General features: G+C 37.8%; 9 protein-coding genes. 3 read left to right on the top strand and 6 right to left on the bottom strand.

The features are described from left to right. The 5 genes from A0F92_RS11845 to ruvA form a co-directional block, all read right to left on the bottom strand. The coding region (locus tag A0F92_RS11845; RefSeq protein ID WP_068246244.1) for an efflux RND transporter permease subunit at positions 1-3,134 on the bottom strand (3,134 nt) is incomplete at its 3' end. A 30-nt stretch (positions 3,135-3,164) separates the two neighbouring features. After that, on the bottom strand, positions 3,165-4,574 hold the full coding sequence (locus A0F92_RS11840) for a TolC family protein (protein ID WP_167517060.1): 1,410 nt from the start codon (positions 4,572-4,574) through the stop codon (positions 3,165-3,167). A gap of 58 nt (positions 4,575-4,632) precedes the next feature. Further along, positions 4,633-5,313: a FadR/GntR family transcriptional regulator gene (locus tag A0F92_RS11835; protein ID WP_068246241.1), complete on the bottom strand. Its 681-nt coding sequence runs from the start codon at positions 5,311-5,313 to the stop codon at positions 4,633-4,635. Positions 5,314-5,448: 135 nt separating this feature from the next. Next, entirely contained in the window at positions 5,449-12,762 is a 7,314-nt protein-coding gene (gene sov, locus A0F92_RS11830; RefSeq protein ID WP_253810416.1) for a T9SS outer membrane translocon Sov/SprA, read from the bottom strand. A gap of 38 nt (positions 12,763-12,800) precedes the next feature. Continuing rightward, positions 12,801-13,388 carry a Holliday junction branch migration protein RuvA gene (gene ruvA, locus A0F92_RS11825; protein WP_068246288.1) on the bottom strand — a complete coding sequence of 196 codons (588 nt, stop codon included), beginning with the start codon at positions 13,386-13,388 and terminating at the stop codon, positions 12,801-12,803. A gap of 122 nt (positions 13,389-13,510) precedes the next feature. Here ruvA and A0F92_RS11820 point away from each other — a divergent pair, with 122 nt between their 5' ends. Next, positions 13,511-14,500 carry a beta-ketoacyl-ACP synthase III gene (locus A0F92_RS11820; protein WP_068246238.1) on the top strand — a complete coding sequence of 330 codons (990 nt, stop codon included), beginning with the start codon at positions 13,511-13,513 and terminating at the stop codon, positions 14,498-14,500. 48 nt (positions 14,501-14,548) lie between these two features. Here the strand turns inward: A0F92_RS11820 and A0F92_RS11815 are convergent, their stop codons facing one another. Beyond that, positions 14,549-15,037: a DinB family protein gene (locus A0F92_RS11815; protein WP_068246235.1), complete on the bottom strand. Its 489-nt coding sequence runs from the start codon at positions 15,035-15,037 to the stop codon at positions 14,549-14,551. 171 nt (positions 15,038-15,208) lie between these two features. Between A0F92_RS11815 and A0F92_RS11810 the strand changes: the two genes are divergently transcribed. Continuing rightward, positions 15,209-16,432, top strand: a complete 1,224-nt coding sequence (locus tag A0F92_RS11810; RefSeq protein WP_068246232.1) for a trans-sulfuration enzyme family protein — start codon at positions 15,209-15,211, stop codon at positions 16,430-16,432. A 7-nt stretch (positions 16,433-16,439) separates the two neighbouring features. Beyond that, positions 16,440-16,889 carry a GNAT family N-acetyltransferase gene (locus A0F92_RS11805; RefSeq protein ID WP_068246285.1) on the top strand — a complete coding sequence of 150 codons (450 nt, stop codon included), beginning with the start codon at positions 16,440-16,442 and terminating at the stop codon, positions 16,887-16,889. Positions 16,890-16,899: the final 10 nt, after the last annotated feature.

The following is a 16,899-nucleotide window of genomic DNA, read 5'->3' as shown; positions in this document are numbered from 1 at the left end:
GGAGCGGCCTGTGCACCACCTTCACCTAAGCCGGCAGCCATAGGCAACATGCCCATTACCATGGCAACTGTGGTCATTAAAATTGGGCGTAAACGAACAGTAGCCGACTCAACAGCAGACAATACTGCATTCCCATTTTTTATTCGTAACGCCTCTGCATTGGTAACTAATAATACAGTATTGGATATAGAAACACCTACGGACATAATCATGCCCATATATGATTGCAAATTCAAAGTAGAATTTGTTAACAATAACATGGCAAGAGAGCCTAACAACACAGCAGGTACAGTACAAAGAATAACCAATGAAACTTTAAATGACTGAAAGTTTGCAGCCAGCATTAGAAAGATGACAATGATGGCTGTAATTAAGCCGCCCTGCAAACTGTTTAATGTTTCTGTAAGCACCTGACTTAATCCGCGTGTTTCTACATATAAACCTCTGGGTGGTTTACCGAGTGCTTGTATGGCATTTTCAACATCCTGTGTTGCAGTACCTAAATCTTTTTTAAATATATTGGCGGTAACAGAAAGCGCAGAGATAGCACCAATATCATCATCCTGCCCATAAACGGAATCTTCATGAATTGTTGCCACATCGCCCAACATAGGCCGGTTACTTCCGGGCACTAACGGTATCTGATTGATGTCGGAAACTGATGACATTTTACTTTCCGGAATTTCTACCTGTACCAAATAACTTAAAGATGTTTTGGGATCAATCCAAACATTTTTTTCAGTAAACCGAGAAGATGAAGTTGCAGCAACAAAAGATCGTGAAATTGCGGCGATATTGGTGCCTAACTGTGCAGCTCTAACCCTGTCTACATGAATATTAATAGCAGGATAATGAATCGCTTCATCTAATTGTACATCCCGCAAATAAGGTATTTGCTGTAATTTTTGTATAACGCGCTGTGCAAATACTTCATTCTGTAATTTATTTTTTCCGATTATTTTTACTTCAATAGGCGTAGGTGAACCTTGACTTAATATTTTATCTGTTAACTCAATCGGTTCAAAAGAAAGTTTTACCTGCGGCAATACCATATACATTCTTTTACGAATGGCATCTTTTAATGTATCCATATCAAGCGCATATCCTTCTTTAAATGCAACTTGCAGTACTGCTTCCTGCGGACCGGCCATAAATAAGTAAATAGGATTTGTTGAAAACTGCGATCCGTGAATACCTATCATGGCAGAAGAAATGGAAACATTTTCTTTGCCAACAATATCATACAAAACATTTAAAGTAGTCAATACATCTTTTTCTGTTTTTTCAATACGGGTACCATCTTCATCGCGAATACGCAACTGAAACTGACCAATATCTGCCTTGGGCAATACATCTCTACCAATCAAAGAAAATAAACCAACAGCTAATGCAACAGACACAACAATATATACAGCAGTAATCCATTTTTTATAAGGCAACAAACTATTTAAAAAAAGAACAAACCGAAGTCTGAATCGATCAAATCGAGTAATTTTTCCATCATTATTAAAATCTGCTCTGGTAGCTAGTATTTCTTTTTGCTGCCAGGTATTTTGTTCAGACTCAGGTGTAATAGCAGCAACTTTAAACTGTTCTGCATCAGATTTTCTTTTTATTTTAAACCATGAAGTACGCTTGGCTGAATCATTGTGCCGGTAATCATCTTTCATGAACCAATTGGCTAACACCGGCACCAGTGTTTGTGACATGATATAAGAAGTAACCATTGAAAATGTAATGGCTAATGCAAGTGGTAAAAATAAAGAACCGGGAATACCATTCATGGTAAAAGCCGGAGCAAATACAGCCAGTATGCAAAACAGAATTAGTAATTTAGAAAATGCAATTTCATGACAAGCATCCCATACCGCCAATGCTTTCGGTTTACCCATACTTAGATGCTGGTGAATATTTTCTATGGTAACCGTTGATTCATCTACCAATATACCAATGGCCAATGACAGGCCACTTAAGGTCATGATATTGATTGTTTGATGAAAAAGTGAAAGAAACAATACACCTGAAATAATACAAGTGGGTATAGTTAAAATTACAATGAATGCCCCTCGTGGATCGCCTAAAAATAACAGCACCATTAATCCGGTTAAAATTGCACCAATAATGCCTTCACTTAATAAGTTTTTAACGGAATTAATTACATAAGTTGACTGATCAAACTCGTACGTTAAATGAACATCTTCCGGCAATAACGATTGGAATCGCGGCAATGCCTTTTTTAAATTTTGAACCACCTCCCACGTAGAAGCACTAGCCGATTTTGTAATGGGTAAATAAACGGAACGTTTTCCATTTACTAAAACATAGCCAACCGTAACATCGGCCCCATCCTCTACAGTTGCCACATCTTTTACATAAATATTTTCTGCAGTGCCGGTGTATAAAGGAATGTCTTCAAAATCTTTGACCGTATTAATGGTTGCATTGATGGGTGTAAAATAATTTTTATCTCCAATACGCACGTTGCCGGATGGAATGGACTGATTATTCACCCTTAGCGCAGCCACTAATTGATCGGGTGTAATATTATGGGCACGCATTAATTCCGGATCTGCTTTTATTACAACGGTACGAGCATTGCCGCCAAATGGAGCCGGTGATACTAATCCCGGAATTGAACTGAAACCTGAACGGATATAAACATTTGCTAAATCCTGCAACTCGTTATTGCTGCGTGTTTTACTGCTTAGCACTAATTGCCCAACAGGTAATGTAGAAGCATCAAAACGTATAATAAATGGAGGATTTGTACCCGGCGGAAAAATTGTTTGCGCCCTGTTACTAAATGCAGTTACTTCTGCTGCCGCCTGAGCCATATTGGTTCCCTCATAAAACGTTAATTTAATAAGGGTTAAACTTTGAATGTTTTTTGTTTCAATACTTTTTACACCAGATACATACAATAAAAGATTTACATAATTTTTACCGAAGTAAGCTTCCATTTGATCGGGAGTAAAGCCACCATAAGGATGAGAAAGATAAATAACGGGTAAATCAATATTTGGGAAAATATCAATTTTTATAGTACGTATAGCCCTAATACCAAAAAAGAATAAACCGGCAACCAATACTAAAATAGTAATGGGTTTTCTTAATGCGGTTCTAATTAAATTCATGCTTTAATAGTTGAAATACATTAATATAAATTATTTTATTTGCTGCATTAGTAAATCCCAATCTCCCGAAGCGGCTGCTTTTAGTAAGAGTGCCTGCCATATATTAATACATGCAAGTTTTGCAGACGTTTCTGCCCTATTTACAATATACAATGCCTGTTGCAAATCTATAATGGTAGCTAACCCATTTTCATATAGTACAGATTTTTGCAAAAAAGCATCACGTGCGGCTTTTAATTGAATAGGTACTTCTCGATAACTTTGCAATGTATTTTGAATACGCTGATCTGCCAGTATTAAAGCATCTTGCAATTGCGTATAAGTTTGATCATATTCCTGTTTATATGCCTCCGTTAATTCTCTTTGTGCATTCACCTGTTGTTTTATCTTAGGTATACTCATGATATTAAATGCCAACGATAAGCCGGCAATGTAATTAGAGCGCAGTGGTGTAATGCCATCAAAAAAACTTTTTGAGTAATTGTTGGGCGAAGCAGCACTGTACTGACTGCCAAAACCAGAACCTCTTGTTTGAAAAATACCAAAAAAATTAATACCGGGCAAGATGCTTTTCTTAATTGCATTTGCCTGCATTTCACTTTGCCGAATTTTACTTTCAAAAAATTTTACTTGTGGGTTAGCAGTAATATTAAATGATGAAACAAAATTTTGAGGAATGCGATTAAAAAAAGAAGTGTCTAAGAAAAATGTTTCAGGTTTTTGATTGAGTAATTGTGCCAATGTATTTTCTGCCTGCTGCCTGTTAGAGATAGCATCAATGAGAATTAAATATGCATTGGAATATTCTGAATTGGCAATAGAAGAATCAACCCCAGGATTAAGTCCATTCAAGGTTCTTGCCAATACGGCAGTTCTAAAAGTATCTGCCCGCTTTAAGTTTGCCTGTGCTTCCATTACCAAACCCTGTGCTGTTAATAAATTAAAATATGCTCCTGCCACTTTTACACTTAACACAAATTTTTCCTGTTCAACATCAGCAGAATCTGTTTGTACTAATGCATTAGCCGCTGCAATGCGGGATTGCTTTCTGCCAAACGTAAATGCCTCCCAGTTAGTAGAAATTAAATACAATGATCCAAAAGCTGCATTCCATTGCTGGCTGTTAAATACAGGCCCTGCTGATGAAACACCAAAAGCGCCATAAGGTGCACCGGGCCCATACAAACCATTAATACTTCCATAATTCTGCTGCATACTTGCCAAAATATTAGGCAAGTAATCATTTTTTACATTTTGTAATAAATAATTGGAAGCTTTTAAGTAGTGCTGCTTTGCTTTAATAGTTTGATAATTATTTAGCCCGGAATGGATTGCTTCACTTAACAATAATGATTGTTGCTGAGCATTAGACAACTGAACTGTCAACATCAAACTGAAAAACAAAAACACAAAAACACATTTGGTATAGCGTAAATACATATTATAAATTTAAAAAAATTTAAAATTTATGCATTATTAAAAATTAACCATTCATGAATCAAATTTTTTTTTCATAATTTTCCTGGTTTGTAATTGCAACCACAAAATGCAAGGCTTTTTTTGCATCTCTATCAATTATGCTTTGTAATAACTTTTCATGCAAGTCTTGTTTTAGCTTAAACAAGTCTGTATCAACAAAAACTTCCTGAAAAAAACTTTTTAGCTGAGCGGCTATTGCTTTATACAAATCACATAAAATTTCGTTATTACATGCTTCAGCAACGGCCAAGTGGAAAGCTATATCTGCATCAATACATTTTGCAACATCATTCCCAATAGCTGCTTTATAACGTTCTTTTAAATATTTACGCATGCAGTTAATTTGCCGGCTTGTTCGGTAAATAGCCGCTTTCTCTGCAATTTTTAGTTCCAGTAATTGCCTTACTTCATTCAGCTCCTCGCCTCGTGCCGACTGCAAGCGATGATACCATGGCACAGGTGTTCCATTTTTTAAAGCAACAAAAGTACCTACACCCTGCTGAACTTTTAAAATTCCGGAATAAGAAAGTATTCGGATGGCTTCCCGAATGGTTGATCTGCCTACACAAAAATATTCCATCAACTCGGGCTCAGTGGGCAATTGATCACCAATTTTAAATTTACCGGTTGCTATATGTTGTTGCAATTTTTCTGCAACCACATCACTCAGCGAATTTTTTTTTACAGGTTCTGCATGCATACATCATATCATCTGATGTATGAAAGTAAATTAATTTTATTACCAGACCAACATCTTTGTTAAAAAGCATGTTGTATTAACCTATTTTAATTGAATTTTAAACAATTACCTGACAATGAAAAATGGGAAATACGATTACTGAGCCAATGAAACCCTGACTAAAACGCCAGCCCTGGTAACAATAGTAGGTGCAGCAGTTGAAATATAAGGAGTCACTCTTCGTTGATCAAAAAACAGCCGGAGATTGATACGGTTATTATAAACATAATCAATAGCGGGTTGAATAATAACAACCTGTTGACCTCCGGTTCCATAGGCTGTGGATTGGTCTATCCTGCTGTTGCTGGTTGCATCATTCCTAAACGACAAATCGAGCTTAATGGTTAAATCGTTCTGCAATTTTGAATTCTTCATGCCCGGCAACTTAAAAGGTAAACGTAAGCCACGTTTACGCCAATTGAAGCCCGTTGTCCACTGTGTACTGTTTGTTTCACTTAGCTGGTAATCAATTAAACTTAAACTCAATTGCCTGCTTTTGGCATATTCTAATTTTAAACTTAACTGTTTAGTGGTGGTGACTTCAATACCCAGTAACGGAGCAAACTGCTCTTGCATAGTGATATTGGGAACCAAATAATAAGGTATATAGTTACCACTCAGCGTATCTATAAAGCCCGGTGCACCATAACGAAATGGATCCTGATACAATAATGCACTGGAAAAGCTATTCATACTTAAAGTGGCAGAATAAGCATGCGTAATATTAATGGCTGTAAAAATTTTAGCCAATGCAGGTATTTTACTTAATCCTGTATAGCTTAAGCGCCAATTGGGTTTTGGAAGAATACCACTAAATGGATTGGATCGAATACCTGAGCCGGACCCTCTTAACAAAGGAAAAGTAGAAGGATCTTTTTTGGTATAAGCAGATAAAAAAGCGGGTATTAAAACATCTTGGGAATAGCGCCCGTAACCCGTTGCAAATCCATCTGAAGTAAAAGTTGGATTCTGCTTCCAATAAGGATTTAAATTGGCTACTCTTTTTGAAATAATTTGTCTGTTATTTTCAAACTGAAGAAAAGTAGAAGACAATTCATTGGGATTGGTTTTTCGAAACAATGTTCCTAAAGCAATATAAGATACGCTGAAACCTCCGGCAGCATATGGATTAAGATGTTGCTGCGGCAATCCCAGTCCCGTTGTGTCTTTAAATAATTCACTGTAGTTTTTTGAGAAGCTTTTATTTAAACTTAGATCTACCCTAAATTCTCTAACAGGTTCTAACTCCGCGGTTAAGCCTAATTTTTGTTCAAAATTTTGCTGATACAAGTAGTTGAAAGTGCTGTCTTTTGTAATTAACCCTTGTGCCGCTTTTCTGTTTAACCAACTACTATCGGGTTGTTTGCCAAACACATAATCTAACCCTGGTTGCATGGTTTTCATGTCCTGCCCAAATGCAGTGGTGGTACCTAACCAGCCGGGTACACGGCTATTATAATTTTCGCCATAGTTCACCGATACATTTTTTATCATGGTAACCAAATGGCCGGCTGCTCTAACAGCGCCATTCATTTGTGTGGGCTGATTGGCCTGTTGCAATCGCAATGCAGTTCTGTAATCACGCCGTTGTTGCCGCCATTTTCGCAATGCTATTCTTTTCTTTTTACCATGCAACCTGTTACCTGCAGTATCTGTAATTGCTTCTTCCCGGTTGGGTAAAGTAATTCCTAATGGGTTAGCATTTGCGCCATTAGGGGTGCTCACAGGTTTACCGGTTTGGTTATTAAAGAATTGTTTGGGCGGAGGCGGAGGACGATAATCTAAATTCCGCAACCATTTTGATTTGGCATAAAGTCTTGTAAAATCAAACTGTGTATTTAAATTATTTTGTTGACTGTTTTCTAAGGTATTACCTAATGAAACAGCCAGTAAACTGGCAGCTATCCAGTTATAGGTAGTAGCATAACTGTAGCGGGCTGCTATCCAATTAGTGAACGGGAATTTTGCAAGGGGTAAAGTATACGTTGCACTGGCTCGTTGCTGATAAAGGGTTGTTCGGCCACCACTAATAAAATTCTGCCATACCGAATCTTTTTTAGCTTTGGTATTAATCATTCCATAAGGTTCATCTACCCTGCCAAAACTGGTTGCAGAAAAATCGAGATTTACGGAACGTGCTACATCCCATCTAAAATTATAATATTTATCGAAGGTAAAATATTTATTATAGGTGGTATCTACTAACAAAACTTTGGTTTGTTGCTGATCGGTATTGATTATACGCGGAATATATTGCCCGAATTGCCGGTTCACATCTGCCCTGAAGCTGATGAGAGAGGGCCGAAGATTTAGATTAAAATCTCGAATAAAGGAAGTCCATTGACTGTTGCCTTTAATTATTTTTTTAAAGGGCTCTTTGTATTTAGGTGGTGCATTATAAGTATATCCTAATCCGGCACGCCATTTTACTAAATTATTGAGCAAAGTAGTGGGGTTGTTTTGTACCGTTTGTGTAAACGAATAGCTGACATCAAAATTACTGAGGCTCCACAAATGCACTTTCCCTTTAGGCATTACCCGTACATTGGTAAAGTTAATGGTTTTAATGGTAGTTTGATCAATGGCTGCATTTTTAATTGAATCGCGTTTAGCCTTAGTTTGCGCCACACTTAATTTTTGAGACAAAGTAATATCTAAATCGAATGGATCATATTTAGGAGAACTTACTGTTTTATCAAAACTGGCAAATACCGGTACGGATAAACGGGCTCCTTTCGGCAATAATTTACCGGCATCAATAGCAATAGAGGCATCAAATTGTGTAAAATTATCTAAAGCACGTTGCCCAATATGCGATTCTAATGAACCCCAACCTGCCGTATGCATACTTCCTGAAATAGACATTTTTCCCAAATCTGCCAAACCAATATCAACCCTACCAACAGCGGCATACGCCCCTTTTTCATTTATATTAGATAATCTTAATTCGTCTACCCATACTTCGGCACTTAACGGTGTGGTATTGGTGGTGGCACTTTCTACTCCAATTAAAAAAGCATTTACGGCCCCAATATTAGGGTTACCCAGCACTGAAAAAGTTTTATCGCCAATAATTTGCCGGTATATGGTACTAACAGAGGCACCACTGTTATTGCGTTGTAGCTTTAGATTAATTAGTGTTTGAATATCAAAATCAAGGTTGTTTTGTGTTGGCCAAACAATGGTATCAGATGCCGGTGAGTAATTACCCGGCGGCGTTACTTTTAATGGCACTTTTATTTCATAATAGTTATTCAAATAATCTTGCCCAATGCGTACAACCAGGTTTAATTGATTGTCTTGCAATGCGGTATTGGGTGCCGCTTCCACATGCGCAAACATGAGCATTTTGCCATACAAACGCATATCATAATTGGGCAAAGTTTTAAACACTGCTCTGGAATTTCCCGGAGTAAGATGACCCACCTGTAAACTCAATGATTGTTCGTTTTGTAAAATATTGATACCATTATTGCTTAGCTGTTGCACACGCTGAATGCCGGGAGGAATAACATAGTTTACCGGGGTACGACTACTGTTTTCCTCTAAATTTACAGCGAGGGTATTAAAGGTAATCGTGCTGGTATCAATAGGTGTATATGAACCTGTTGTATCTAAATTAAAAGTAAACTGCCGCCATTGATTGCGCACCAGTTCTAATTTTGCGAAGCGCAATACTACTGAATCCTGAAACCCTGTTAAATACATCCGCATAAACTGGATGGATTTAAAATCTGGTATTTGGCCTGTTTTACTGGCATAATCGCTCAATGGTATCCGAAATAAATACCAATTTTCAGTTCCGTTAGTTCCATCTGCATAGGTTACCGGTACTATGCGTTTATCAGAAATATATTTTGTTACGCCTACATCCATACCCGGCGCAAGATTTACCTTATATTCAAAATATTCTTCATCTTCATTTAAAGTATTATCATGGTTTAAATCTTCATTATCAGGATATAAAGTTGCTGCCGGAGAAAAAGGTGATGTTCCGGTAGCAATGGGCGAATTGCCTTGCGGATTATTAAAATTTTTATAACGCTCCAATATTCCTGCCCCACTTGCATCAAAGCTCGGATCGCGATACCATTTATAATCATCATTAGAAGGATCCTGAATGGCACGTTGATAAATAGGTGAATTTGTGCCAAAATTTGCTGTTATTTTAGAAAGATAATCGGTACGTTTTCTTCGCTCCCCATCATTATCTAAACCATCAAAACCCACATCCTGATACACCCTATCGCCGGGATTGTTGCTGAATGCATTGGTTACCTGAATAGGATTCACAGGCACTCTTCCCCAGGTTGTACTACTATCAATAGCAGCGGGTGAGGTGGGGGTATTTAGTCCGTTTTCATAAAAACGTTTGCCATCTTTCAGAATATCTTCACTTACATTACCAAAATCAATCATTAACTGGCCGCCGGTACTATTCGGCAATTTGATAAAAGGATCCTGAATCCAGAATTGCACATACTCAATATTATTGGTTTCAAAATCTGTTTGATCAATAGCCCGCATAATACCACCCCATCTTTTTTGCGGATTTAATAATTTTCCATTGGCATTTACTTGTGATGGATCATTATCATAATTATAAGGACCAATATCTGTAGGATAGTACGCTACATCGAAAGTTGAGGTTTGAGTATTTACAATATTGGTAGTAAGCTGCGGAAATAACTCATTGGTATATACCAGTCTTACACGAGGATCACTCAGTGCTGCCAAATTTCCTCTCAGCGGATTATTGAGGCTGTTCTTATCTTGCAAATTCGGTTCAATATTATACCAGGCAATTTTTGCTCTGTTTTTATTATAGTCAACAGAATCCATTAATAATGCTTCCGGAAAATTAGGATTACCAGCCGGAGTGGAAGCCAAAGCCCATGCCGTTGATGGGAACCTTAAATCAATATTAGAAGTAGTTCCCTCAAAATCATCTAAATAAATTAAACCATTATTGCCCAATCCAATTTGGGGTGGATGGCCGGGTTTAAAATAAGCACCTTCGCCATAAGCAGCAATGGTACTCATGGTTTTGGTAGAATAGAAAGGCAGCTTATTCAAAGCTCTCGTCAATCCGGGCCAGTTAGAGTGATAACTGAAATCAACACCATACATGGTATTGCGAATAGGATCTTCTCCATAATTCATTTTGGTAAAGAATGGCCGTTCATTCAAACGCTCTATAGTAGCACCCAGGGCTAATTTTTTACTGGCGGCATAATCTAACCGTAAACCAAGGAAACCTCGTTGCTGAATACCAAATGAAGCATTGTTTTCATAAGAAACATTTACGGGAATACCGGAATTAATAATAGCCTGATTTAAAATTTTGACAGAGCCTAAATTATAATCAATGGTATAATCAACACCTTCAGTTAAGGTTTGCCCTCCTGCAGTAAGTTTTACTGATCCGGGAGGTATATTATATGCACCGAGATAAATATCGCTTCCACTGGTGCCTTTTGCCTGCCCTTGCATCACAAAGCGGTCTACGTTGGCATATGTTTGCGCAATGGCTTTAATGGAATCATATAATTGGTAATACACATATTTTTGAATCAGCGCTGCCGGTTGTCCTGCAAAAGCCAGATTTTGTAAATCTTTACCAAAAGGCTCCAGCACGGGAAAGATAATTTTACCTTGTTGAGACAAGATGGTAAAACCTTCCAGATAATCGAAAATACCATCGGGCTGAGGATCATTCTGATTATTTAAGCGGTCTAAATTTAAAATGGTCAATAAAGGCTTTCCTTCAACAGATGGAGCTGATTCAGGTAAATATCTTTTCAAACCACCACTGGGTTGGTTGTATAATACATTCAATTGAAAACCATCTCTTGACACACCGGCCAGATCTAATGAGTATACGTTTTTCATCATCAATCCCCAAATGGGCAAATTGGTGCGGGCTGATGTAGCTTTCAATAATTTTAAATACAATACTTTTTGTACCCCTTGTGTAGAATCTACAGCAACATCCTGCGAAAATTCACCTACCTGATATACCTGCCCATTGTACGTGTACTGATAAGCCACTGCCAACACATCATTCGGTTGCAGTTGTGCATTCAATGACAAGAAACCAATTTGCGGATTAAAATAATATTCAGTAGGCGCTAATTTGCGTGCAAAAGTTTTTTCATAATCATTAACCTGCGTTAACCCTTTACTTTGCAAAAATGCACCTACAGTAGATGGGTCTCGGTTTTGCGTAATAGCACTATACAAAGTATTGGCGCCATTTTGTGGTAAAGGGCTGCCCGTTAGTGATTGAAAATTGGGATTATAAGGCTGTGGTTCACCCAAATCCATCAACCCTACTATGGCACGTGTATCAGTAGTTGAACCATTTCTGTTGGTTACCCAAACTTCAATGCGTTGTATTTGTACCTGACTATTTACAATCGGCAAATTACTCATGGCCGTATTGTAATTATTACGGAAATATTGTGCTAACAGAAAGTCGCGGTTCTCATCGTAATCATCTAACTTTTTTTGAAAATTGGTGATGGCCGCACCACCCTGCAAAGCCTGTGTTTGCCGTTGCGACTGCTGGTTCGCTAATACAGCAGTAACACTTAATTTACCAAACTGCAACTGTGTTTTTATACCGAACAAATTTTGTGCACTCGACATGAGTGCTCCCTTGGTTTGAAAGGCAATATTACCAGCCTCAATACTTCTGATAATTTCATCGTCCATGCCTTTATAATTCAACTTTAACTGATTGAGATAATTAAAGTTAGCCAGTGTATTATAATTAATGGGAAGCTTTAATTTATTTCCAATATTGGCATTTACATTTAAATTGGTATTCAGGTTAAAATCAAATCCGCCGGTTCGCCGGGCTGCTTCCGGCAAAGTGGGATTCAATGTATTTTGCCCATTATAACCCATTTGAATATCTACGCTACCCTGAGGTTTTATGTCTACTTTTAAACCATCCGGACCTACACCAAAAATCCGGTCAAATAGTGTATTGTAAACTCTTACCGGTGGTCTTTGAACTTTTTTATTGAGTAAGGTTAAAGCATCGGCACGTTGTTTAAAATAATCGTCCTGTTGTTGCTGGGTTCTTAACTTGTAATACTCTTCAAAAGTTAAAGCGGTCGGTTTTCTGAAATAAGTATTCCCTACTTTTTCTAAAATATAATATTGATTGGTTTTGGGGTCGTACTCTACTTTTTGTTTGATATATGAGGTATCATTTAAATCGAACGGATTTTTATTTTGCCAGGATAAAAAATCGCCCCTCCGGTCATGAATAGGAAAACGCAATGAGTCTCCTCCTTTTTTTAGTGTATCAGTAGTTTGGGCAAATAAACACCCATACGGAAACAACAACACCGAAGCAGTTAGTAAAAAAGCAGTAAGCAATAAGGTTCCTTTCTTCAAAAAAAGCAGGCTTGGTTAGGTAAATTTATAGGCTATTGTTATAAGTTTTTTAATGATTGTTTAATAATTTCTTCTAAAGATAATTCAGGTTTTGTTAACATAATTTTTTTAACTGTATTTTCTGCAGCCGGCCGGCCAATACCCAATGCAATCAGTGCCTGAACAGCGTCATCATCTACAGATATTAAATTATTGGCGTTAGATAATCCAGTAACTTCCATTTCTTTTTTGCTAATCTTATCTCTTAATTCTAATACCAGTCTTTCAGCCGTTTTTTTGCCAATACCCTTTACGGTGGCCAGCAAAGCGGTATTACCCTGCGCTATAGCCTGACTAATTTCATGGGGCCTTAAACCAGACAACATCATTCTGGCAGTAGCAGCACCCACACCCGATACACCAATTAACAGTAAAAACATTTCTTTTTCTGCCGGTTCGGCAAAACCAAAAAATGTTTGCCCATTTTCGGTAATATGTAAGTAAGTATGTAACAAGCCGGTCGACAAATCTTTGATGGCAGAATAAGTATGCAAACTAATTTGCATTTCATACCCAATACCATTGGCCTCTATAATGGCATGCGCCGGCGATTTAACCACAAAATTTCCTTTTATATATGCTATCATAGTTGCAGGGTCAAAAATAGGGTTTTCATTCATAATATAACCTGCAAATAGGCCAATATGATAGTATTCTAAAATAAAAGCGGATATTTGCGGTCATTTTTACAAAAAAGTACTACAATTATATGAGCAAGATTTCAGCCGCTATTACCGCTGTTGGAGGTTATGTACCCGAAACAAAACTAACAAATTTTGATTTGGAGAAAATGGTGGATACCAATGATGAATGGATAAGAACCCGTACAGGAATAGAAGAACGCAGAATTTTAAAAGAACCCGGCAAAGGCAGCAGCGATATGGCTGTTCCTGCTATCCAGGAAATATTAAAGAAAAAAAAATTACAAGCAACCGATATTGACTGTATTATTTGTGCCACCGTTACACCCGATATGGTTTTCCCCGCTACTGCCAATATTATTGCAGATAAATTAGGCGCCACCAATGCCTGGGGATTCGATTTGAGTGCAGCCTGCAGTGGCTTTTTATTTGCCCTTACTACCGGTGCGAGCTTAATAGAAAGCGGCCGCTACAAAAAAGTAATTGTAGTGGGTGTAGATAAAATGAGTGCCATTATAGATTATACCGACCGCTCCACCTGTATTATTTTTGGAGATGGTGCCGGTGCCGTATTGTTAGAAGCCAACACTGAAGAATTGGGTATTCGGGATAGTATTTTACGCAGTGATGGTTCAGGTGCCAAATACCTGCACATGAAAGCAGGTGGTTCTGTAAAACCCGCCACTGTTGAAACTGTTTTAGCAAAAGAGCATTTTGCCTATCAGGAAGGACAGGCTGTATTTAAATTTGCAGTGAAGGGAATGGCAGATGTGAGCGCTGAAATTATGGAAAGAAACAATCTGACTGCAGCAGATATAGCATGGCTGGTACCCCATCAGGCCAATCTTAGAATTATTGATGCTACAGCCAACAGGATGGGTTTAGACAAAGAAAAAGTGATGATTAACATTCAACGATATGGCAATACAACTGCTGCTACCATTCCGCTTTGCTTATGGGAATGGGAAGACCGCTTAAATAAAGGCGATAATATTGTTTTATCTGCTTTTGGAGGTGGTTTTACATGGGGGGCCATTTTGCTGAAATGGGCTTATTAAAAGAACAATTGAATTTGTTGAGGTGATGGCGGTATTCCATCACCTTTTTTATATTCTAACCCACTGTATATAATCTGTAGATGGCAATTCTGTTATGCCCAATTGCCGTAACATGGTTACCAACTGACCTCTGTGATAGGTACTGTGATTAAAAATATGCAGCAATATTTGCCACAAAGGCTGCTCAAAATACTCTTTTTTTAAATTTTTATATACGATCACCTTTTCCAATTGTTCATCATTTAAACCATTCATCCATTCCACCCATAGTGTATCCTGACGGGCCAAGCCATTCAGTACATCGCTGGTACTTAATCCGGCATCTTTTAATTGCCATGCAGTTTGTGGCTCTTCGCGCAGCCGCTGCCACCAAATGGTTTCTGCACCCATTAAATGTAATAACGTACTGTATATACTTGGAAAACTACTCACCACTGTTTGATGGTGCTTTGCCGGTTCTAAATTTTGAATAACATGTATCAATTGCAAATTAGCCCATTGATTATAAATGGCATAAGAAATAATTAGCGATTTCATGTTCAATACGTTCTATTCGATCAAAAAAAAGTTGTTGATTAAAATTAAATAAAAAACAGCTCAATTCGAACCTTCTTATAAAAATAAACCGCATCCCGAAAAATAATCGCAGGTATACTTTAAATTCACCTTTATTTTTGTAACCTATAGTACCATAAAACCAGCCAAATTATGAAGCACGTATTCCCCTTTACCGGCATCAGTTCAGTTGCATTGCATAGCACCAGTGAGGAAAATGCCGAGTTTGCACATATTACACCAATCTATGCCACATCTACATTTACTTTTTCTACTGCAGAAGAAGGAATGGAAAGATTTGCAGGGGAAGATAAATCCAGAATTTATGGCCGTTGGGGCAACCCTACTTTTACGGCTGCAGAAGAAACCATTGCAGCATTAGAAGCCTTTGGCATAAAAAACAGCAATGGCACACCGTTACAATTGAAAGCATTGTTACATGCCAGCGGACAGGCAGCAATGACAACTCTTTTCATGAGCACACTAAAAGCAGGAGATGCCGTATTATCGCATTACTCCTTATATGGCGGCACTCATGAATTACTACTAAAAGTTTTATCAAATGCCGGCGTTCACACTATTATTGCAGATTTAAGAGATATGGCACAGGTGGAAGATATCATCAAAAAAAATCCGGCCATCAAATTAGTGCATTTAGAAACCCCGGCAAACCCAACCATTCAGTGTATCGACATTGCAGCCATTACCCAACTTGCAAAACAACATCATATACTGGTTTCCGTAGATAATACATTTGCTACACCTTATTTACAACAACCTTTTAAATATGGCGTTGATTTTGTTTTTCACTCTACCACTAAATTTTTAAACGGGCATGGTACAGCCATTGGTGGTGTTTTAATTGGAAATGATATTGAATTTATGCAAACACATGCCTGGAAATGGCAGGTTTTACTAGGCGGCAACAGCAATCCCTTTGATGCTTTTTTATTGATGAACGGATTAAAGACGCTGGAATTGCGGATGGACCGCCATTGCAGTAACGCAAAAGCAGTAGCTGAATTTTTAGACCAGCACCCGGCCATTGAAAAAGTAAATTATGCCGGATTAGCAACCCATCCTGATTATGCTATTGCAGCCAAACAAATGAAACATCCCGGCGCACTCATGAGCTTTGAAGTAAAAGGGGGATTAGAAGCAGGTAAAAAATTTATAGATAAATTGCAAATGTGTGTTCGGGCAATTTCACTGGGCACATTAGATACTTTATTATCCCACCCCGCCAGCATGAGCCACAGAGGCGTTAGCGTGGAAGAACGTTTGAAATTTGGCATTACAGATGGATTAATTCGGTTAAGTGTGGGTATTGAAAATATTGCAGATATTTTAAATGATTTTGATCAGGCATTATCTTAATAAACATATGAATATTCAAATTAGAAAAGCTGAAAAAAAAGATTGCGCAAGATTATTGGAATTAATTCATGAACTGGCTGTTTTTGAAAAAGCACCAGAAGAAGTAACCGTTACCTTACAACATTTTGAAGAAAGCGGATTTGGTGAAAAGCCTGTTTGGTGGGCATTGGTAGCCGAAGTAGAGGGTGTAGTTCAGGCATTTGCACTTTACTATATTCGGTACAGTACCTGGAAGGGGCAGCGCATGTATTTAGAAGATATTTTGGTAACGGAACAAATGAGGGGTAAAAAAATTGGCAGCCTGCTTTTTGATGCGCTTATTCAGGAAGCAAAAGAAAAAAAACTAAATGGAATGGTATGGCAGGTATTGAATTGGAATGAACCTGCCATTCAATTTTATAAAAAGTATAATGCCAAAATTGAAGATGAATGGATGAACTGCTCGCTTCAGTTTTAAAAAATAAAAT

The sequence above is a fragment of the Hydrotalea flava genome, assembly GCF_001623405.1.
Taxonomy (GTDB): Bacteria; Bacteroidota; Bacteroidia; order Chitinophagales; family Chitinophagaceae; genus Hydrotalea; species Hydrotalea flava.
Note: the sequence above shows the minus strand (reverse complement) of the source record. Positions and strands in the feature narration are given on the sequence as shown.

Coding starts and splice junctions, on each gene's coding strand:
- A0F92_RS11840 (WP_167517060.1), bottom strand. CDS start 4,574: ATGTATTTACGCTATACCAAATGTGTTTTTGTGTTTTTGTTTTTCAGT.
- A0F92_RS11815 (WP_068246235.1), bottom strand. CDS start 15,037: ATGAAATCGCTAATTATTTCTTATGCCATTTATAATCAATGGGCTAAT.
- A0F92_RS11820 (WP_068246238.1), top strand. CDS start 13,511: ATGAGCAAGATTTCAGCCGCTATTACCGCTGTTGGAGGTTATGTACCC.
- A0F92_RS11835 (WP_068246241.1), bottom strand. CDS start 5,313: ATGCATGCAGAACCTGTAAAAAAAAATTCGCTGAGTGATGTGGTTGCA.
- ruvA (WP_068246288.1), bottom strand. CDS start 13,388: ATGATAGCATATATAAAAGGAAATTTTGTGGTTAAATCGCCGGCGCAT.
- A0F92_RS11810 (WP_068246232.1), top strand. CDS start 15,209: ATGAAGCACGTATTCCCCTTTACCGGCATCAGTTCAGTTGCATTGCAT.
- A0F92_RS11805 (WP_068246285.1), top strand. CDS start 16,440: ATGAATATTCAAATTAGAAAAGCTGAAAAAAAAGATTGCGCAAGATTA.